The following is a 17,765-nucleotide window of genomic DNA, read 5'->3' on the forward strand; positions in this document are numbered from 1 at the left end:
TGATGTTTGACGATGCAGTCAATCGAAGCCATAGCACGCATTATTCCCGATTTGAAAACTGTGAATTCTGCGCAGCCCGGTTGATGATTGCGTCAGGAGGTTTACCCTAGCTTCATAGGCCGACGTTTCAATTCGACGTCGCGACAGGCTCTACTGAGGATCAGGCAATGAAGCGCGAATCTTTGAACTTCCGGAATATCGACGACCATAGCGGCGCAGGCGTCCGCACGCGCATCGAAGCAGTATCGAGCGAGAACGCACAAGCCGCCGCCGTGCCGCGCAATTGGGCATGGGCGCATTTCAGCGATTCATACGACTGGATGGACTCGCATAGCCCGGCTGTGGTGACGGAGTTGCTGGACTGAATGCGCATTGCGAATTGCCGTTCAGATTCGCAATAGCGTATTGCTGGCCGCGCGATAAAACGGCGGCCAGCAATGTAGAGAATGAATCGATGCGTCAGACGAGCGTGAGCTTCACGTCGATGTTATTACGCGTCGCATTCGAATACGGGCACACGATGTGAGCCTTGTTGACCAGATCTTGAGCGGCACTGCGCTCCATACCCGGCAATGATATTTTCATCTCGACTTCGATGCCGAACCCATTTGGAATCGGCCCGATCCCGACGCTGCTGTCGATCGACGCATCTGCGGGCATCGCGATCTTATCGCGTGCGGCAACGAATTTCATCGCACCGATAAAGCAGGCGCTGTAACCGGCGGCGAACAGTTGCTCCGGGTTCGCGCCGTCACCGCCTTTTCCGCCCAGTTCCGTCGGCGTGGTGAGCTTGAATTCAAGGTTGGCTTCGGGCACCGTCGCGCGGCCGTCGCGGCCTCCCGTCGCGGTTGCGTGTGCAGTGTAAAGCGCCTTTTCGAGCGACATGGCAAACTCCTTCGTTGAAGAGCTACGCGTTGTTGGAAGACTGCTGGTCAGGCTGATTTCGCTGCTTTGAGCTTTCGATACTCGAGGGCAGGCAGACCGCCCCAGCCCCAATTGTCCGTCAGCACTTCCTCGATCACAACAAAGGTGGATTCGAGCGGCTTGTTCAGCACGTCGAGCAACACCTGGCTCACGCCCTTGATGAGTCGCGCCTTTTCTTCGGCCGTCACGCAATCCGCGCCGGGCTTCGTCCCTTCTCGCGTAACCTGAATGGTGACAATCGGCATCTTGCTCCCCTCGATCGTAGTTGAGGAATGGGCGGAGAGCCAGCTACTGTCAGACGGTCTCCACACCCACGATGAGTTCGCTGCCCAGCCATCCCGCCAGCAGCGCACCCGCTTTCGCCACGCCATCCGCGTCACCCAGACGCTCGACGAGCCGATCGCATAGTGTTGCAAAGCTTTGATTTTCCTGCAGATGAAGGAGCGCTTCGTACTCGGCGGCATCGACGCGCTTGAGACACGACACGAACTGCCGCCGCCAGACGATCAGGCCGCCCGGCTCGTCGAGCATTTCGCTTTCGGGCGCCTCGGTGTTGGCGAATAGGGCGGACCAGATGCCGTCTGCATTCGTCGTGGCGGGGCGATGCCTGAGCGACGGCGTAAAGCGCAGCCGCGCTGCGTCCCAGTCGACGGAAGCGAGCGCGTCGAGCGGCAGCGGCTGCGCGTCAGGCGCAACGAAGGCTTCGGCCAGCGCATTTTCGATCCACGCGAGTTCGTGCACGTCGGGGTTGTGCGGAAACAGCACGCCCAGCGTGTCGCCGAAACCGTATGCGTACGCGTCGAGCGTCCACGCGTGCGGCGGATGGTGGTTGATGTGTGTCACGGCGGCATGCAGAAACGCATCCTCGCCAAGCAACGTCCGTACCTGTGGAAACGAATGCTCGAGGCATTCGATCAAGTGCCCGCGATAGTTGTTCTGGTAGACCGACAATCCGCGTGATGCATCGCCGCCGACGCGGCGGGCGGCTTCTTCCGATGCATCCGTAAGCCACGAGCGGAAGTCCTGTTGCCAGGCAGCGAGTGTCATGCAGCCTCCGCAATGGGCGTGTCATGTGCGACCCGTGCGTCCTGTTGCGCATGAGCGCCGAGCTTGCGCGCGATCCACAGTTCTCTCAGCAGTTCGTTCAACGGCGGCACGTTGCCATCGCGCTCGATCATCGTCGCGACAGGACCGAGCCGCGCCATCGCGTTCTCATAGAGTGCCCACACTTCATCGCACACGGGGCTATCGTGCGTGTCGATCAACAGATCGCGGCTTTGCGAGTGTCCCGCGAGATGGATCTGATGCACGCGATCGACGGGCAATCCGTCGAGATAGGCGAGCGCATCGAAACCGTGGTTCGTCGCGCTCACGAAGATATTGTTCACGTCGAGGAGCAGGCCACAGCCGGTGCGCTTCGACATCGTGGAAATGAATTCCCACTCGGTCATCGTTGCGCCGTCGAACGCGAGATAACTGGACGGATTCTCGAACAGCATCTGGCGGCCGAGCGCGTTCTGCGCGATGTCGATATTCGCGCAGACGGTGTCGAGTGCTTCGTCGGTATAAGGGACGGGCAACAAGTCGTGCGAATTGAAGCGGCCGATGCGCGACCAGCTCAGGTGATCGGACACGAACAGCGGTTCGATCTCATCGACGAGCGACTTCAGGCGGCGCAGATAGTCACGGTCGACGCCATCCGCAGAGCCGATCGACATCGACACGCCATGCAGCACGACGGGATGCTTCTCGCGCACGCGCCGCAGAATGTCGCGCGGCTGACCGCCATCGACTATGAAGTTCTCGGAAATGACTTCGACGAAATCGACGGGAACATTCGTTTCCAGGAAGTCGCGATAGTGTTCCTTGCGCAGGCCAAGGCCATAGCCTGCAAAGCGGGGATTAGAAGAGAGCATGTGGCGTACCCGGCTGCGGAGTGTCGGTGAATGGACTGGCCCGGCGACGCATAGCCGGGCCAGCGATAGCGTGACTTACTTCGGTTCCGTCAGCGTGCCGCCCAGTGACAGGCATTCGCTCGGCGTCTTCACGACCACGCCCTTGCCCTTGCAGCTGTTGAGGCCCTTGCAGTCGTTGTGAGCCGTCGCGCACAGCGCCTGGCCCTTGCATGCATTGACGCCGTAGCAGCGGCCGGGTTGTTCGCCCGTGGCGGCGCTCGCGGAGGTCGCGACGGTGGCCGATGCGATGGCGAGGAGGGCTGCGGCTGCAGCGAAGCTGACGCGGGATTTGACGTTGCTGTTCATGGTTGCTCCATGGTGGGTTGAGTGAAATGCGATTGGGAAAATGGCTTGGCGTTTATTTCGCGTGCAGCGCGGCTTCTTCGATGACCTTCGCGACCGCTTCGGGCTGCGAGATCTCGATCGCATGGCTTGCCTTCACTTCCGTGACCTTCGAACCCGCACGCTTGTACATCCAGCGTTGCAGGTCGGGGTTGATCACGCGGTCGTCGGTCGCGACGATGCCGTAGGTCGGCTTGTCATGCCATGCGACCGTGTACGGCGCGGAGGCAAAGTCGGCGACAGTGGCGGGCACCTGCGAAACGGCCATGAAGTCGGTGCGGTTCGACACCAGATCGCCGGCGTAGTCCGTGCCGTATTTGGCGGGGTCGAAGTAGTAGTGACCGTCGATGGTCTTCTGCACGCCGTCGGTGAGCTTCGGCATCGAGCCCGCCAGCTGGTTCACGCTTTCGCCGACGTCGGGCTGAAATGCGGCGACGTAGACCAGCGCCTTCACCTTGGGACGCGCACCCGCTTCCGTGATGACGGCGCCGCCGTAGCCATGGCCGACGAGCACCACGGGGCCCGTCTGTCCGATGACGGCGTTGTTCGTCGCGGCGACGTCTTCTTCGAGCGTCGTCATCGGTTGCTGGACGATGCGGACGTTATAGCCCTTGTGAATCAGGATGTCGTGCACCGCGCGCCAGCCGGAGCCGTCGGTGAAGGCACCGTGAACGATCACGATGTTCTTCACGCCCGCCGGTGTGTCCGGCGTTGCGGCGAATGCCGCGCCTGAAACGGCGAGCGCTGCCGCAGCGAGGGTCAAAGTCGAAAGAATGCGCATAGTGTTTTTGAATGGAGGCCACGCGGGCCGTGTTGTTGATGTCGGGTGGCGAAAGGTTGGTCGTGTGCTGCGGTCAGTCCGTCGTGCGTGAGCGGCCCAGCAGATGATCGACCGACCATTTGCCTGCGCCATGCGCGATCAGCGGAAGAAGCAGACCTGCCCACGTCAGATGCGTCGGCCATGCGTCGGGATAGACAAAGATCTCGATTACAGCCGTCATGCCCAGCAGCACCAACGCGGCAGAGCGCGTGAACAATCCGAGCACGAGCAGGATCGGGCACAGGTGTTCCGCATACGTGGCGAGGTGCGCGGCAATCTCCGGCGGAATCAGCGGCAATGCGTATTCCGAGCTGAACAGGGCAAACGTCGACGGCTTGATCGTCAGCAGGCCCGTTACTTTCGTGCGTCCCGACAGAAAGAAGGTGGCTGCGATACCGAAGCGCGCCACCAGCAACAGTAGCGAAGGCGAAAGCGCGCGCGACAAGCGCTCGATGACGGCCGCGCGGAGTGCCGTCACGCCGCCCTGTTTCGCGAGGGACGAGTGGGAAACGCGCGCGTCGCGGGTTTGGGAGTGCAGCATCATGACTTCGCCTTCAGCGCGCCGTAGCCCTTCGGCGTCTTGATCGTCGTGCAGGTGCCCTTGTCGACCATGACGAACGCGTCGCCCTGATAGTCGACCTTCGACGTGCCTGCGCAGCTCGTACCGGGGCCGGCTGCGCAATCGTTCTTGCCGGCGAGCGACACACCGAAGCATTTCTCTTGAGGCTTGGCCTGCTCGGACCCGGCATGTGCGCTGGTGGCGAGGACAGTGAGCGAAAGGGCGAACGTGGCGGCGAGTGCTGCGCGAGTGCTTTTCATATTCATCTCCGGTGGTGTGACAGTCAGGTGGTCAGGAATAAGTAGATCGCATGCGATCGAATCAGATGCGAGATGATACTGGGGTCTTGGAATTTGTCAATCGGTTACGAGTAAATCGCGTGCGATATATATGTAAAAGTGGAATGGCGTGATACTCGATAATCTCGCTGGATTGGGAGAGCGAGAGCGGAAAGCCGGGCCATGAGCCTGCAAAAGCGCGTGCAAGCGCGAGTAGTGATTGCATTGATTGTTTCCTGATGTTCAATATTTTCGGGGATTGATGGCCGTTGAACGACGCATGCGAAGCACGCGACGATGCGTTAACATCTGCGCGACACACGACGCCGAACACCTGGAGATTTCCGCATGTCGACCGCACCCGCTCTCGATCTCACCGCCTTTCCTCGTTACGCATTGATCGAAGGGCCTACGCTGATTCAACATCTCAGCCGCTTGAGCAAGCTGCTCGGCGACGTGGATATCTACGTCAAGCGCGACGATCTCACCGGCCTCGGCGGTGGCGGCAGCAAGCTCAGGAAACTCGAGTTCCTGTTGGGCGAAGCGCTTGCGCAGGGCGCGGACACGGTCATCACGGTGGGCGCGCGCCAGTCGAATCACGCGCGGCTCACGGCCGCAGCGGCGGCGCGTGCGGGCCTTGCGTGCGAGGTCGTGCTGACGCGCATGGTGCCGCGCGAAGACGACGATTACATCCACAATGGCAACGTGCTGCTCGACTCGCTGCTCGGCGCGCGCATTCACGATCTGCCTGGCGGTGCCGACGCGATGGCGTTCGCGCAGAATCGCGCGGACGAACTTCGCAATGCCGGACACAAGGTGTATCTCGCGCCGATGGGCGGCTCGTCGGCTATCGGCAATCTTGGCTATGCGGCGTGCGCGGCGGAAATTCTCGAACAGGCGCGCGCATTGGGTGTTTCGTTCGACCGCATTGCAGTGCCCAACGGCAGCAGCGGCACGCAGGCGGGCCTTGTCGCCGGCTTGCTGGCGGTGGGCGAGGACCCGACGCGTGTCGTTTCGCACAATGTTCTGGCGACGCATGAGAACACGTTGTCCAACACGCGATTGAAGGCGAAGGAAACGCTTGCGCTGCTGCGGCCCGACGCGGTGCTTTCCGACGCGAGTGTGATCGTTCAGGACGGACAGCGCGGCGAAGGCTACGGCATTCCCACGGACGCAATGCGCGAAGCCGTGCGGCTTCTGGCGAGCGTCGAAGGCCTGCTTCTGGACCCCGTGTATAGCGGGAAGGCGTTCGCGGGACTGCTGCACGACATTCGTAGCAAGACGTTTGCGCCAGGCTCGAAGGTGCTGTTCCTGATGACGGGCGGCCTGCCGGGACTGTTCGCGTATCGCAGCGCATTTTGAGCGAATAGCGCGGCGCACACGCCGCGCTTTGGCGACATCAGCCAACATCAACCCGCGCGCGCCAGTTGCTCGCGGACGGCCGCTTCCGTCTTGTCGTAATCGCCTTCGCCGAAATGGCTATAGACGATCTGCCCCTGCTTGTCGATCAGATAGACGGCAGGCCAGTATTGATTGCCATAAGCGTTCCACGTCGCGTACTGGTTGTCCTGCGCGACGGGGTAGTGCAGCCCGTATTCGGCAATCGCCGCCTTGACCTTTTTCGTCTCGTGCTCGAACGCATATTCAGGCGTGTGCACGCCGACCACGACCAGGCCTTGATCCTTGTACTTCTGATACAGCTTCTCGACATGCGGCAGCGTATTGACGCAGTTGACGCACGTGTACGTCCAGAAATCGACGAGCACGACTTTTCCGCGCAGTTGCTGCATCGTCAGAGGCGGTGAATTCAGCCATTGATCGATGCCAGCGAATTCCGGCGCAGCGCGGTTGGTTTCGGCAGGAACGGCTGTCGCGGCGCCGCTGTTGGCGATCATTGCACCCAGCCCGGCAACGGCGGCAATTGCGACGACGGTAGTCAGGGTTTTGATTCGGGAGAACATGTCAGCGTCCTTTGATTGGAAGACATGGCTGTATTTGAACGTTCTCGCGTATCTCTGCTGTGTCGCCGTGTCGCGCGTTTGAATCGTCTTGTATCAGTGGGGTGCTTCGATACATTGGGACACAAATGGGCGCATGTTCTGCGCTATAACCAAGCCGTGACTCAATGTTGGAGGCAATCATGAAACGGCTTTTGGCAATCTTCTTCTTTCTCGCGGGCGGGCTTGCAACGGAAATCACTCACCCCGTTCAGTGCGATCTGATGACGGCAAGCGGTGTGCAGCAAAAGCGCCGGAAAACATCGGCGCGCGTCGCACGATAAAGCTCAGGTTCTCCACTACATCGCCTGCGTAGGGTTTGTATGCGAAAAGTAATGCCTGAAAACGTGTCGCCACTATCAGCGCAACAGATAGCGGTATCCAAACCCTTCGCTTGATCTCCGCAGTGAGCGGTGCGACATTGAGTCACCCGTTCTTCATGCGAGACCTTCAAGCCATGAGCACTCATACCGCTGTCGAACGTATCGGCCGGTTTGCCGACGTTGCGCACGCCAGTCATCTCACGCCGCAGACCCGGCACTTGCTGAAGCGGAACATACTGGACAGCCTGGGGTGTGCAATTGCCGCATTGCCAGGCTCGCCTTTCAAGGCGCTTCGGGAGCAGTTCGACGAATATCGCAGCGGCGGTACCTGCACGCTGATTGGCGGCGGCTCGACTTCTCCGGATCAGGCGGCGTTGTACAACTCGGCTCTGGTGCGCTATGTGGATCTGCTCGACAGCTATATGTCGCCAGGCGGTCTTTGTCATCCGAGCGACAACTTTGGCGCAGTATTGGCCGCCGCCGAGCACGCATCGGCGGACGGCGAATCGTTCATGCTGGCGCTCGCGGTTGCGTATGAGATCGGCTGCCGCATTACGGCAATCGTTCCTGTCATGGCAAAGGGTTTCAATCACGCGATTCAACTGGCGATTTCATCAGCCGCTGCTTCGGGAAAGCTGCTTGGCCTCGATGCAGATCAAATCGCGCATGCGATCGCCATCGCAACCGTCGACAACATCTCGCTCTCCTGCGTTCACTCCGAACCCGTGTCGTACTGGAAGGGCTTTTCTCCGGGCATAACCTGTATGCGGGCTGTTTATTCGGCGTCGCTTGCGAAGCGCGGTTTTACGGGGCCGCTACGCCTTTTCGAAGGACCGAACGGACTCGTGCGGATGTTCGATCAGCCGGTCGAAGTGGATTGGGAGGATTCGAGCCTGGAGGTCGTTCATCAGACTGTGATGAAGAAGTACTGTTCGCTGATTCACGGCCAACCCGTGCTCGAAGCCACGCTGGAACTCAAGCGCGCGCACGGCATAACGGGCGGCGACGTCGAAGATGTGGCTTGCGACATCTTCCAGATGGGCTATGACATCGCGGGCGGCGGCGGCTTCGGTGCAAAAGACGACCCGCAAACGAAAGAGCAGGCCGACTATAACCTCAAGTATCTGATTGCCGCGGCCTTGCTCGACGATCAGGTCGGTCCCGCGCAACTGGAACCCGCGCGTGTCCAGGCAGCCGACGCGCAGGCGCTGCTGAAGAAGGTCACGATACGTCCCGACGCCGCCTTCTCGGCCCAATACCCGCAGGCATTGAATACGCGCATCACGATCCGCTGCCGCGATGGCCGTGTGGTGTCGAAGGAGCATGTGGGATTCGAAGGCGGTCTCGACAATCCGTTCACGTGGGAGCGGACTGTCGAAAAATTCAACTGGCTAAGCGAGCCCTATGCGGACGAAGCGATGCGTGGCCAGATCGTCGATCTCGTTTCCAGACTCGAAGAACACGACATTTCGGAGTTGATGCAACTCCTCACGAAAGTCAATCGAGAAGCGGTGTACCCGGCAAAGCATCCGGGAATTCAATAATTGATTCAGGCATACAGGAGATTCGAATGGCCCTGATTTCATGTGACATGCGATACGGCAGAACGGACGAACAGAAACGTCAGCTCGCAGCGGGTCTGCTGCGTGTGGTCAGCGAGGCGACAGGCGAAGCGAAGAATGACATCTTCATTGTGTTTCGCGAGGGCAGGGGTATCAACTTCGTCGAGCATGGCGAGCATCTTCCCGAATACGTGGAAGGCGCGGCCAACGACAAAGAACTGATCAGTCGCCTTAAATAAACATCGCAGGAGTATCAGCATGCCTTTTATCGAATGCCATATTGCGGCTGGATTGACGCCGGCACGCCGCGAGCAATTGATGCGCGATATCATTCAGGTCACGCACGACGCGATCGGTTCCGACCCGAAGATCATCAACGTGATCCTGCATGAGCATCCACGCGAAAACATCAGCATATCGAGCCGTATCAATGGCGAGGAATTCAAAGCCCAGAAGACGGGTTGAGGCCTTGTCAGAAGCAATGGCCGTGATCAGCGCGCCGATGCGCAATCCGGCTTTGGTGTAGGATGACGATCGACCTGCGCCGCAGCGCAGTGCGGGCCTGTGATGACAGTATCGAGGCCCGGTCGATCTCATCGAGGTACACAGCATGGATGTCGCCGACCTCAAGGTGTTCGAGGCAGTGGCCCGTCACGGCAGCATGAACCGGGCGGCTGCCGAACTTCATACCGTTCAGTCCAATGTGACAGCGCGAATCCGGTCTCTCGAACGGGAAATCGGTGTCGCGCTGTTTCAGCGCCATGTGCGCGGCGTCAGCCTGACGCCCGCTGGGCAACGCATGCTGCCGTACGCGGCGCGCATTGCGAAACTGCTTTCGGACGCGCGGCTCGCGGCGCTCGACGACGGCCCGCCCGCCGGTACGCTCGCTTTAGGCACGCTCGAAACGACGGCCGCGTTGCGCCTTTCGCCGATATTGAGCAACTTCGCCAGAATCTATCCGCAAGTGCGCCTGTCTCTGACCACGGGCACGAGTTGCAGTCTGACGGAAGAGGTGGCCGCGTGCCGGCTCGATGGCGCCTTTGTCGCGGGCCCCGTCGAGCATCCCGAACTGCATGCCGAGATGATCTTTCAGGAAGAACTGGTGCTGGTGACGCCGCGCAACCTGCGATCGATGGATGCGCTGCGCGCCGTACCCGACCTGAAGACCATCGTGTTCAGATTGGGTTGTTCGTATCGTCAGCGGCTTGAAGCGCTGCTGGCGGAAATGGGTATCGTGACGGCCACGCCGCTCGAATTTGGTTCACTCGATGCGATCATCGCGTGCGTCGCGGCGGGCATCGGCGTGACGCTGTTGCCGCGCGGCGTGGTGTCCAGTGCGGCCGAGCAGGATATCGTCGCGCTTCATTCGTTGCCGCCGGAGAAAGCGCAGGTAGCCACGCTGTTTATTCGCCGGCACGACGCCTACGTGTCGAGCGCGATGCAGGCGTTCGTCGAAGTGACGCGCTCGCGTCTCGGCCCTGTGATGGCGGCAGCCTAACCAAGCAGCTTAAGCCGCCTGCGGTTGGGCATCCAGCAAGGGTGCCCGCCGCCGTGCGCTGTTAAGGCGAAAGAACGCGGTGCAGAAGTCGACGAACGTTCTGAAGCGGGCGGGCAGCAACTCCCGATGCGAATAGAACAGGCAGATTTCGACTTCGCTATCCGAGATCGAGCAGCCGGGCAGAACGGGCACCAGCTTGCCCATCGCCACATCTTCCCGCGCCATCGCTTCCGGTAACTCCGCAATGCCAGCGCCAGCCAGCGCCGCCGCGCGCAACAGCACGTCGTTGCCGTCCATCGACGACATCGGAATCACCTGCACAGGCTCGCCGTTTTCGATCACCTGCACGTAGTTCGTGCTTCGCTGGCGCGATTGGGACGGCAGGAGCAGAAAGTGCTTGGTGAGATCCGCCGCGCAATTCGGCGTGCCGCGTTGCGCAAGATAATCGGCGGATGCGACCAGCGAGCGCGACGACTTGAACAAGGTTCTGCGAATGACGGCCGACTGTTCGACCTGATGCGGCGGAAGCATCGCCATGTCGAACTGTCCGTCATAGAGATTGACGGCGCCCTCGTCAACGGAAACGACGAGGTTCACGTTCGGCGCGATGGCGCGATAACTGGACAGGAACTGCGAGAACGTCTCGCTGACCAGCATCGGATGAATCACGAGACGCAGCTTGCCACTATCGACTTCGCGCTCGCGCATGATGCGGCGATTCGCTTCGTCGAGTTCTTCGAGCAGGCGGCAGCAACTGAGGTAATAGGATTGCGCCTCTTCCGTCAGCGTGACGGAGCGCGTCGTGCGATGGAGCACGCGTGTCTGGATAGAAGCTTCCAGCTTCGCAATCGCCTTCGAAATGGAGCCAGTCGTCACACCCAGCGAGGTCGCCGCCTTGCTGAAACTCTGATGCTGCGCCGCCGAGACGAACGCCCTCAACATGTAAAGCTGGTCCATGCTCAACCTCTGCTCTGTCGCTGCCCAACTGCACTGGCATCACTCTAGCAACAGATCACGAGGAGATCGCGCGGTTTGTTTTGATAGGGGTATCACCCGCGGTGATAGCTCATCACCGCGACCTTTTCTGCGTGTCATGGATTGCGGGTTGGCGAGCGCAATGCGCTGCTCAGCCAGCCGCCTTCAGACGCGAATCGAAGTCGAATTCGAGCCGGATGCCGCCGGGTTCGTAGATCATCGTGTGACGCTTCGGTCCCGCGCCGAGGTTCTCCGGCGCGAACTCGACCTTGACGCCGGGCCACTGCGAGACGCGTGCGAAAATCTCGTTGAGCGCCTCCTCGCTGCCCACACGCAACGCAAGATGATGCAGGCCGACGTTGGTCTTGCGGTCGAACGCTACGAGATTCGCCTGATTGGTGACTTGCCACAGCGTCAGCATCACGTGTCCATCCGACACGAACGCAGCGGGGTAGTCCGGCTTTTCGCCGACCTGTTTCCACTGCAGGCATTCGACGAAGAAATCGCGCGTCAGGTTCAGATCGCGCACGGCGAGACCAACGTGATCGATGCCGGAGGTGAGGGCCTGGGTAGTCATGTCGAATTGTCCTGTGCAGTGGGCGGGCGGCTTGTCCCGTGATAGCACGCGAAACGCAGTAACGCAAACGCCGGTAATGGCGGCCATTATAGGGACGCGCCGCTGCGAAGATTCTTGAGCCGCGGGAAACCAACCTTTGCGGGTCCGGCATTGCGCGCGATGGCGTTTTGGATACGTCTGTCTAAACAATCGAGTCAGACAAACGTTTGCCAGGTTGGTCCGGACGCCCACGTCGTGCATACTTGCTGCCTGCACGCACTGCACGCACTGCACGCACTGCACGCACTGCACGATTGCGATGCGGTAAAAAGTTCGAGAGGAGAAAACGAGTCATGCCGTTGGTGCCGCTGTCGCAACGGGAAGTCACGATCGGGGTTCCGCTGCCGTTTTCCGTCTACACGGCGGACGGCAGGCTGCTGATGGCGCGCGGGCACATCGTTCATAGCGCGGTGCAATGCGAGCGGCTCTTTGCGCAAGGGCCGTTCAGGCATCCGTTCCCCGGTGAGCGCCGCGACGACGCCACGCCTGAGGACGCGGACACCACACCCGCGTCCGCTGGGCGCGCGCGGCGCGGCAATGAGGACCAGACGCTCGTGGGTCCATTTCCCGTGTCGGGCTGCATCCCCGAAGACTTCGTCATCACGCTGGCAAACGGCCCGGCCATTTCCTCGCGCACCCGCTTCGTCGGCGCGCTCGACGACGTCAGCCTGCTGCTCGCGGGCGCGGGCGTCGATCCTGCGTTCGCGGCGGGCGAGGCTGTCGAAGGGCAGTTCATCGCGGGGCGTTATCGCCATGCGTTCGAATCGGAAGTCATCGGCCGGCATACGTCACCGTTCGACGTGCTTTATCTGCGTTACCCCACGGAAGTCCGCTCGCGAGCGCTGCGGCGGCATGTGCGCGTCGGCATCGACGTGACGGCGCGCCTCTCGCAAAACGACCGGCCCATGGCGGGGACGGAAGTCCGCGCAGTCGATCTGAGCGCCGCGGGCGTCGGCCTGCTGGTGAACTCGACCTCGAATTCGCTCGCGCCCGGCGAGCACTTCAAGCTTTCGCTGCCGCTCGCGCGTGCCGGCCGCGTGCGCACGGCGCCGCTGAACTGCATCGCGCGCAACCGCCGCACGAAGGACGGGGAAACCCTGGTGGGCGCCGAGTTCGGCAATACGTCGGGCGACGTGCGCGCGCTGGTCAAGGAGTATGTGCTGGACGTGCTGACGGGGGCCGTGCCGCCCGAGCGCCACGCATAGCGCGACAGCCCGCCCGCCTGGACCGGCGCGAAAAAAAGCCGACGTCATCGTCGGCTGAATCGGTTCCCGTGCTTACGAGGGGGTGCACAGGAACCGTCGCCATGATACGGACGGCAAGATGAAGAGACGCTTAAGGGCCTGCGAGATGTCACATTCGCGTCGTTCGCGTGATGCTGGCCATTCGCGTCACTCGCACAGAAAGTGATCGATGCTTTGCCCAGCCGCAACCGCGCGGCGCAGCCATTCCGGGTGCTCGCCGTCGCCCGTCCACGTATTGCCCCACGCATCGCGGTAGCGAATCCGTTTCGCTTCGTCGATATCCTGCTGCAGCGCATGTTGCAGTGCTTCCAATGTGATATTGCACTCCTGCATGCGGCGTTTGAGCCAGACAATCAGGCGCTCGCGCGCTTCGCCTTCGAGATGTTCAATGACGGCGGACACGTTGTGTTTCCTCGTTTGCAAAAAAGACGGTTGATCCCGTGACGATGGGGTGGGCCGGGCGTTGGCCCATGACGTCGACAATGTAGGGAGGCCGCGCGCAAGCGGGTTTCCGCAAGGCACGCGCGGGTTCCGAAACGCACGGCGGCGGGCTGGAATCTGCCGTAAGGAGGCCGGCCGGGCTTGACGGGCGGGGCCCGAGGCCGCGCGGAGGGGCAGAACTATACCTACATATGATTCTCGCGGCCGGGCGATTCCCATAAGATGGAATCATCTTGAACGGCATTACGCAGAACCGTGCCGTCGCAAACCAACGGCCGAGGAAAGTCGCTTGCACAACCATCCGATCGCTTCAGTCATCGACGACGACGAATCCGTCCGCACCGCGATGTCTAGCCTCGTTCGTTCGCTGGATTGGGATGTCCGGCTGTACGCATCGGCCGAGGCGTTCCTCGCATCCGACGTGGACCAGGTCGCGTGCATCATCTCCGATGTGCAAATGCCCGGTATGAGCGGTCTCGACATGTATCGTCATCTGCTGGACATGGGCGTCACGCAGCCCATCATTTTCATCTCCGCTTTCGCCTCCGACGCGGTGCGCCGCCAGGCACTCGACCTGGGCGCGCTATGCGTGCTGACCAAACCTGTCGACGGCGCCGAAGTGTCGCGCTGCCTCGCTGGGCTCGAACCCGACGGCTCGCAGGGCGACTGAGTCCGGCGCGGATTACCGCGCCGCGGCCCTATGACAAGGGTTGTCGGGCTATTCGGATAGAATCCTTACCGGATCGAAATGGGCCGGCTTGCTGGATGTCCGACTGTCGAGCGACGCGTGTGGCGGCGCGAATCAGGGTTGCGCCGCCCGCTGACAAATGCGGCTTTAAAGCGCCGCTAATCAATGCCGCAGACAAGCGCTCGCGAGGAACGCCTATGCCGAAGATGTGCCGTCCATTCCACTCCACAGCAATACAGCGCGTTCACGGGGCGTCATGACGTTCCGTCAGGGCGCAGCCGTGACGTCGGCTCGCGACGCGCGCGTTCTCTTTTCTCTTGCGGGCATTGTCGGCGTGATCGTGTTCCTGATCGACGCGCTGACGCCGCTCGACATCGCCATTGCCGTGCTTTATGTGGCCGTCGTGCTGCTCGTCGCGTCGACGGGCTTGCGGCATGCCACGATCGCAACGGCATACGCGTGTGTGGCGCTGACGGTGATTGCCTTCCTGATGTCGCACGACGAGAACTATTCCGGCGGCTCGATTGCGCGCGGTATCGTGAGCCTGCTTGCAATCGGCACGACCTCGTTTCTCGCGTTGCGCAACCAGGCGAACACGGTGCGGCTGCAGGAGCAGATCCAGTTGCTGAACCTGACGCACGACGCGATCGTCGCGTACGACATGAGCGACCGCATCACGTTCTGGAACCAGGGCGCCGAGGAACTGTACGGCTGGACGGCCGACCAGGCAATCGGCCAGCGCATCCACGAACTGACGCGCACCAGTTCATCCATTCCCCTCGACGCGCTGCGCGATGAGGTCGTGCGCAAGGGCCGCTGGGAAGGCGAACTGGAGCGCGTGCGCAGCGACGGCAGCACCGTCATCGTGTCGAGCCGCTTTGCCCTGTGGCGAGACGACAAGGGCAAGCCGCGCGCGATACTCGCGACCAACAACGACATCACGATGCGCAAGCGCATGGAAGCCGAGTTGCAGCGGCAGCAGGAAGACCTGCGCGCGATCATCGACGCGATTCCCGGCATGGTCTGGAGTTCGTCGCGCGATGGCGAACTGAGCTACATCAACCGACGCTGGAACGAGCTTGGCATCACGTTGACGGGCGGCAGCGGCGACGTCTGGACATCGATCGTGCATCCCGACGACTGGCCCGCGATGCACGCGGCGTGGCGCGGCGCGATCGCCACGGGCAAGCCGTTCGAGAACGTCGCACGCATCCGCCAGAGCAACGGCTCGTACCGGTGGATGCATATCGGCGCGGACCCGCTGCGCGATCAGAACGGGGAGATTCTGCGCTGGTATGGCGTCAATACCGATATCGAGGAGCGCAAGCAGGCCGAGCAGGCGCTGGAGCGCAGCGAGGCGTTCCTGTCCGACGCGCAGCGTCTGAGCCGCACTGGCAGCATTGCGACGCGCCTGCCCGCGGGCGCGATGTGGTGGTCCGACGAGGTCTACCGGATCTTCGAGTATTCGCCCGACTACACGCCGGGCATGGAGCTGATCCTCGCGCGCACGCATCCCGACGATCTCGCTTTGGTCCGTGAAGCGTACGAAGCGGGACTGTCGGGCGCGCCATATGTCGACGTCGAGCACCGGCTGCAGATGCCCGACGGGCGGATCAAGTACGTGCACTACGTCGCGCATCTGGCCGTGCCGCAGTCGGCCAGCATCGAATACGTGGGCGCGCTGATGGACGTGACGGAGCGGCAGCTCGCGCAGGACGCGCTCGACCGCTCGACGGCGGAACTCGCGCACGTCACGCGCGTGACGATGCTCGGCGAACTCGCCGCGTCGATCGCGCATGAAGTCACGCAGCCGCTCGCCGCGATCGTCACGGCGGGCGATGCCGCGACGCGCTGGCTGAACCGCGCGAAGCCCGATCTCGGCGAAGTCGGCCAGTCGATCAACCAGATGGTGCGCGACGCGAAGCGCGCCAGCGACGTGATCCGCCAGATACGTTCGATGGCGCAGAAGCGCGATCCGAGCCAGGCGGTGCTCGATCTGAACGGTATCGTGAGAGAATCGATTGAGCTTGTACGGCGTGAGCTGGACGCCGCGCGGGTCGAGCTGGAAGCCTGCTACGCGGAGCCGCCGCCGTTCGTGTGCGGTGACCGCGTGCAGCTTCAGCAGGTGGTCATCAATCTCGTGATGAATGGCGTGCAGGCGATGGCGGGCATGACGGGGCGGGCGCGGCACATGCGCATCGCAACGAGCCTCGCGGACGGGCACTATGGGCAGGTCGCCATCGAAGATTCGGGAACAGGCATCAGCGACGAGAACGTGGGGCGGCTCTTCAACGCGTTCTTCACGACCAAGGCGGACGGCATGGGCATGGGACTGTCGATCTGCCGGTCCATCGTCGAGGCGCACGGCGGGCGTATCTGGGCCGAGTCTGAAGAAGGGCGGGGCGCAACGATGCAATTCGTTTTGCCGATCGATAAAGGAACGTGCGATGAGCAGTGATGAAATGAACGACCCGAATCAGTCGATCGTTTATGTCGTCGACGACGACGATTCGATGCGCGCGGCCGTCACGATGCTGCTGCGGTCGGTGGGTTTGCGGGTCGAGGCTTTTGCGTCTGCGCAGGAGTTTTTGTCGCTCGATAAGCCTGATATTCCCAGTTGCCTGATTCTCGATGTGCGGTTGAAGGGGCAGAGCGGGCTCGCTGTGCAGGAGCAGATCGCTGCTGGCAATGTGCATGTGCCCATTATTTTCATGACTGCGCATGGCGATATTGCGATGTCTGTGAAGGCTATGAAGGCCGGCGCGATGGATTTTCTGGCGAAGCCGTTTCGGGATCAGGACATGCTCGATGCGGTTGCGAATGCGCTCGCCAAAGACGAAGAGCGGAGAAAGTCCGAACGTTCGGTTTCTGATTTGAGAAAACGGTATGAGTCGCTGACGCCGAGAGAGCGTGAAGTGATGGCTTTTGTTGCTAGCGGGCTTATGAATAAGCAGATTGCTGCTGAGATGAACCTCAGTGAGATTACCGTCAAGATTCATCGCGGGCAGGCTATGAAGAAGATGGAGTCCAGGTCTCTGGCTGATTTTGTTCTTAAGGCGGAAGCGCTGGGGGTCAAGTCGTTGGAGGTGGGGGCGTCGACGCGGACGCAGCGCGGGTCTTGAGGTTGTTGTCTGTCTTCGACGTTGGTTTGGGTTTGCTTTTGGTTCTTTGCTGGCGTTCGCCGTTAATGGTGGTCTGCCAGTGGTTCCGCTGGCATCCGCGTTTTGTTAGCGTGCTTCAGGCGTTGCCCCTGTGCGGGGCGGCACCTACTTTTCTTTGCCGCCGCAAAGAAAAGTAGGCAAAAGAAAGCGGCTCACACCGCTAACTCTTGTGTTTGCCTGAGGGCCCCCAACGGGTCCCTCACTTCATGCGGCAACTTCTCGATTCGCGTTCGTTGCCAGCGCTCTTGCGGTGCGCCTCACCCGCTTCACCCACCCGCGCTGCACCATGCCGTGCCGGATATTCCTCCGCCGCCCAGGTGGCAAACTGTGTGTAGGCCGTAGTACTGCACACGCCTCACTCCGAACCGATAGCGCACGCGCA

General features: G+C 61.4%; 23 protein-coding genes. 11 read left to right on the top strand and 12 right to left on the bottom strand.

Going from position 1 to position 17,765, the window contains the following annotated elements:
* Positions 1-167 precede the first annotated feature (167 nt).
* Positions 168-365, top strand: coding sequence for a hypothetical protein (locus tag H1204_RS39670; RefSeq protein WP_180734098.1), 198 nt, complete (start codon positions 168-170; stop codon positions 363-365).
* A 94-nt stretch (positions 366-459) separates the two neighbouring features.
* Here the strand turns inward: H1204_RS39670 and H1204_RS39675 are convergent, their stop codons facing one another.
* The 8 genes from H1204_RS39675 to H1204_RS39710 all read right to left on the bottom strand — a co-directional run bounded on the left by H1204_RS39675 (position 460) and on the right by H1204_RS39710 (position 4,860).
* Entirely contained in the window at positions 460-885 is a 426-nt protein-coding gene (locus H1204_RS39675) for an organic hydroperoxide resistance protein (RefSeq protein WP_180734099.1), read from the bottom strand.
* Positions 886-932: 47 nt separating this feature from the next.
* The gene (locus H1204_RS39680) at positions 933-1,169 is read right to left on the bottom strand and encodes a 4-oxalocrotonate tautomerase family protein (protein WP_180734100.1); all 237 of its coding nucleotides are present in this window, start codon (positions 1,167-1,169) and stop codon (positions 933-935) included.
* 49 nt (positions 1,170-1,218) lie between these two features.
* Positions 1,219-1,971: a DNA-binding domain-containing protein gene (locus tag H1204_RS39685; protein WP_180734101.1), complete on the bottom strand. Its 753-nt coding sequence runs from the start codon at positions 1,969-1,971 to the stop codon at positions 1,219-1,221.
* Complete coding sequence (locus H1204_RS39690; RefSeq protein ID WP_180734102.1) at positions 1,968-2,840, bottom strand: DUF692 domain-containing protein; 873 nt, start codon at positions 2,838-2,840, stop codon at positions 1,968-1,970. The genes H1204_RS39685 and H1204_RS39690 overlap by 4 nt, the downstream gene beginning before the upstream one ends.
* A 75-nt stretch (positions 2,841-2,915) precedes the next feature.
* Positions 2,916-3,185 (bottom strand): hypothetical protein, encoded by a 270-nt coding sequence (locus tag H1204_RS39695; RefSeq protein ID WP_035993808.1) that lies wholly within the window; start codon positions 3,183-3,185, stop codon positions 2,916-2,918.
* Positions 3,186-3,237: 52 nt separating this feature from the next.
* Positions 3,238-4,002: an alpha/beta hydrolase gene (locus tag H1204_RS39700; protein WP_180734103.1), complete on the bottom strand. Its 765-nt coding sequence runs from the start codon at positions 4,000-4,002 to the stop codon at positions 3,238-3,240.
* Positions 4,003-4,075: 73 nt separating this feature from the next.
* Positions 4,076-4,585, bottom strand: coding sequence for a DoxX family protein (locus H1204_RS39705; protein ID WP_243468878.1), 510 nt, complete (start codon positions 4,583-4,585; stop codon positions 4,076-4,078).
* Positions 4,582-4,860 (bottom strand): DUF2282 domain-containing protein, encoded by a 279-nt coding sequence (locus tag H1204_RS39710; RefSeq protein WP_035996097.1) that lies wholly within the window; start codon positions 4,858-4,860, stop codon positions 4,582-4,584. Before H1204_RS39710 ends, H1204_RS39705 begins: the two co-directional genes overlap by 4 nt.
* Before the next feature lie 366 nt (positions 4,861-5,226).
* On the opposite strand from H1204_RS39710, the gene H1204_RS39715 reads away from it, so the two are divergent.
* A complete protein-coding gene (locus tag H1204_RS39715) occupies positions 5,227-6,240 on the top strand; it encodes a D-cysteine desulfhydrase family protein (RefSeq protein WP_180734104.1) in 1,014 nt (337 codons plus the stop codon).
* 47 nt (positions 6,241-6,287) lie between these two features.
* Here H1204_RS39715 and H1204_RS39720 read toward each other — a convergent pair whose 3' ends face one another.
* Complete coding sequence (locus tag H1204_RS39720; RefSeq protein WP_180734105.1) at positions 6,288-6,839, bottom strand: thioredoxin family protein; 552 nt, start codon at positions 6,837-6,839, stop codon at positions 6,288-6,290.
* Between the two features lie 179 nt (positions 6,840-7,018).
* On the opposite strand from H1204_RS39720, the gene H1204_RS39725 reads away from it, so the two are divergent.
* The 5 genes from H1204_RS39725 (at position 7,019) to H1204_RS39745 (ending at position 10,258) form a co-directional block, all read left to right on the top strand.
* The gene (locus H1204_RS39725; RefSeq protein WP_007734221.1) at positions 7,019-7,159 is read left to right on the top strand and encodes a hypothetical protein; all 141 of its coding nucleotides are present in this window, start codon (positions 7,019-7,021) and stop codon (positions 7,157-7,159) included.
* Between the two features lie 173 nt (positions 7,160-7,332).
* Positions 7,333-8,742, top strand: a complete 1,410-nt coding sequence (locus H1204_RS39730) for an MmgE/PrpD family protein (RefSeq protein ID WP_180734106.1) — start codon at positions 7,333-7,335, stop codon at positions 8,740-8,742.
* Between the two features lie 26 nt (positions 8,743-8,768).
* On the top strand, positions 8,769-8,999 hold the full coding sequence (locus tag H1204_RS39735; RefSeq protein WP_180734107.1) for a tautomerase family protein: 231 nt from the start codon (positions 8,769-8,771) through the stop codon (positions 8,997-8,999).
* Between the two features lie 19 nt (positions 9,000-9,018).
* Positions 9,019-9,225, top strand: coding sequence for a tautomerase family protein (locus tag H1204_RS39740; RefSeq protein WP_007579041.1), 207 nt, complete (start codon positions 9,019-9,021; stop codon positions 9,223-9,225).
* Between the two features lie 145 nt (positions 9,226-9,370).
* Positions 9,371-10,258 carry a LysR family transcriptional regulator gene (locus H1204_RS39745; RefSeq protein ID WP_180734108.1) on the top strand — a complete coding sequence of 296 codons (888 nt, stop codon included), beginning with the start codon at positions 9,371-9,373 and terminating at the stop codon, positions 10,256-10,258.
* A 9-nt stretch (positions 10,259-10,267) separates the two neighbouring features.
* Here H1204_RS39745 and H1204_RS39750 read toward each other — a convergent pair whose 3' ends face one another.
* Both H1204_RS39750 and H1204_RS39755 read right to left on the bottom strand, forming a co-directional pair.
* Positions 10,268-11,215: a LysR family transcriptional regulator gene (locus H1204_RS39750; RefSeq protein ID WP_180734109.1), complete on the bottom strand. Its 948-nt coding sequence runs from the start codon at positions 11,213-11,215 to the stop codon at positions 10,268-10,270.
* A 169-nt stretch (positions 11,216-11,384) separates the two neighbouring features.
* Entirely contained in the window at positions 11,385-11,810 is a 426-nt protein-coding gene (locus H1204_RS39755) for a VOC family protein (protein ID WP_180734110.1), read from the bottom strand.
* Between the two features lie 332 nt (positions 11,811-12,142).
* On the opposite strand from H1204_RS39755, the gene H1204_RS39760 reads away from it, so the two are divergent.
* Positions 12,143-13,054 (top strand): PilZ domain-containing protein, encoded by a 912-nt coding sequence (locus H1204_RS39760; protein ID WP_180734111.1) that lies wholly within the window; start codon positions 12,143-12,145, stop codon positions 13,052-13,054.
* A 186-nt stretch (positions 13,055-13,240) separates the two neighbouring features.
* Here H1204_RS39760 and H1204_RS39765 read toward each other — a convergent pair whose 3' ends face one another.
* Positions 13,241-13,495, bottom strand: a complete 255-nt coding sequence (locus H1204_RS39765) for an H-NS family nucleoid-associated regulatory protein (RefSeq protein ID WP_042315411.1) — start codon at positions 13,493-13,495, stop codon at positions 13,241-13,243.
* 328 nt (positions 13,496-13,823) lie between these two features.
* Here H1204_RS39765 and H1204_RS39770 point away from each other — a divergent pair, with 328 nt between their 5' ends.
* From H1204_RS39770 to H1204_RS39780, 3 genes are all read left to right on the top strand, one after another.
* The gene (locus H1204_RS39770; RefSeq protein ID WP_180734112.1) at positions 13,824-14,204 is read left to right on the top strand and encodes a response regulator; all 381 of its coding nucleotides are present in this window, start codon (positions 13,824-13,826) and stop codon (positions 14,202-14,204) included.
* A gap of 274 nt (positions 14,205-14,478) precedes the next feature.
* Positions 14,479-16,680, top strand: coding sequence for a PAS domain S-box protein (locus H1204_RS39775; protein ID WP_180734113.1), 2,202 nt, complete (start codon positions 14,479-14,481; stop codon positions 16,678-16,680).
* Positions 16,670-17,344 carry a response regulator gene (locus H1204_RS39780; protein WP_180734114.1) on the top strand — a complete coding sequence of 225 codons (675 nt, stop codon included), beginning with the start codon at positions 16,670-16,672 and terminating at the stop codon, positions 17,342-17,344. Before H1204_RS39775 ends, H1204_RS39780 begins: the two co-directional genes overlap by 11 nt.
* Positions 17,345-17,765: the final 421 nt, after the last annotated feature.

Origin of the sequence: Paraburkholderia sp. PGU19 (genome assembly GCF_013426915.1) — a bacterium.
Classification (GTDB): domain Bacteria; phylum Pseudomonadota; class Gammaproteobacteria; order Burkholderiales; family Burkholderiaceae; genus Paraburkholderia.

Bases quoted from the DNA above. Each gene is read 5' to 3' on its own strand.
- H1204_RS39705 (WP_243468878.1), bottom strand. From the start codon at position 4,585: ATGATGCTGCACTCCCAAACCCGCGACGCGCGCGTTTCCCACTCGTCC.
- H1204_RS39725 (WP_007734221.1), top strand. From the start codon at position 7,019: ATGAAACGGCTTTTGGCAATCTTCTTCTTTCTCGCGGGCGGGCTTGCA.
- H1204_RS39670 (WP_180734098.1), top strand. From the start codon at position 168: ATGAAGCGCGAATCTTTGAACTTCCGGAATATCGACGACCATAGCGGC.
- H1204_RS39740 (WP_007579041.1), top strand. From the start codon at position 9,019: ATGCCTTTTATCGAATGCCATATTGCGGCTGGATTGACGCCGGCACGC.
- H1204_RS39730 (WP_180734106.1), top strand. From the start codon at position 7,333: ATGAGCACTCATACCGCTGTCGAACGTATCGGCCGGTTTGCCGACGTT.
- H1204_RS39775 (WP_180734113.1), top strand. From the start codon at position 14,479: ATGACGTTCCGTCAGGGCGCAGCCGTGACGTCGGCTCGCGACGCGCGC.
- H1204_RS39735 (WP_180734107.1), top strand. From the start codon at position 8,769: ATGGCCCTGATTTCATGTGACATGCGATACGGCAGAACGGACGAACAG.
- H1204_RS39675 (WP_180734099.1), bottom strand. From the start codon at position 885: ATGTCGCTCGAAAAGGCGCTTTACACTGCACACGCAACCGCGACGGGA.
- H1204_RS39700 (WP_180734103.1), bottom strand. From the start codon at position 4,002: ATGCGCATTCTTTCGACTTTGACCCTCGCTGCGGCAGCGCTCGCCGTT.
- H1204_RS39745 (WP_180734108.1), top strand. From the start codon at position 9,371: ATGGATGTCGCCGACCTCAAGGTGTTCGAGGCAGTGGCCCGTCACGGC.
- H1204_RS39695 (WP_035993808.1), bottom strand. From the start codon at position 3,185: ATGAACAGCAACGTCAAATCCCGCGTCAGCTTCGCTGCAGCCGCAGCC.
- H1204_RS39720 (WP_180734105.1), bottom strand. From the start codon at position 6,839: ATGTTCTCCCGAATCAAAACCCTGACTACCGTCGTCGCAATTGCCGCC.
- H1204_RS39760 (WP_180734111.1), top strand. From the start codon at position 12,143: ATGCCGTTGGTGCCGCTGTCGCAACGGGAAGTCACGATCGGGGTTCCG.
- H1204_RS39780 (WP_180734114.1), top strand. From the start codon at position 16,670: ATGAGCAGTGATGAAATGAACGACCCGAATCAGTCGATCGTTTATGTC.
- H1204_RS39710 (WP_035996097.1), bottom strand. From the start codon at position 4,860: ATGAAAAGCACTCGCGCAGCACTCGCCGCCACGTTCGCCCTTTCGCTC.
- H1204_RS39680 (WP_180734100.1), bottom strand. From the start codon at position 1,169: ATGCCGATTGTCACCATTCAGGTTACGCGAGAAGGGACGAAGCCCGGC.
- H1204_RS39685 (WP_180734101.1), bottom strand. From the start codon at position 1,971: ATGACACTCGCTGCCTGGCAACAGGACTTCCGCTCGTGGCTTACGGAT.
- H1204_RS39690 (WP_180734102.1), bottom strand. From the start codon at position 2,840: ATGCTCTCTTCTAATCCCCGCTTTGCAGGCTATGGCCTTGGCCTGCGC.
- H1204_RS39755 (WP_180734110.1), bottom strand. From the start codon at position 11,810: ATGACTACCCAGGCCCTCACCTCCGGCATCGATCACGTTGGTCTCGCC.
- H1204_RS39750 (WP_180734109.1), bottom strand. From the start codon at position 11,215: ATGGACCAGCTTTACATGTTGAGGGCGTTCGTCTCGGCGGCGCAGCAT.
- H1204_RS39715 (WP_180734104.1), top strand. From the start codon at position 5,227: ATGTCGACCGCACCCGCTCTCGATCTCACCGCCTTTCCTCGTTACGCA.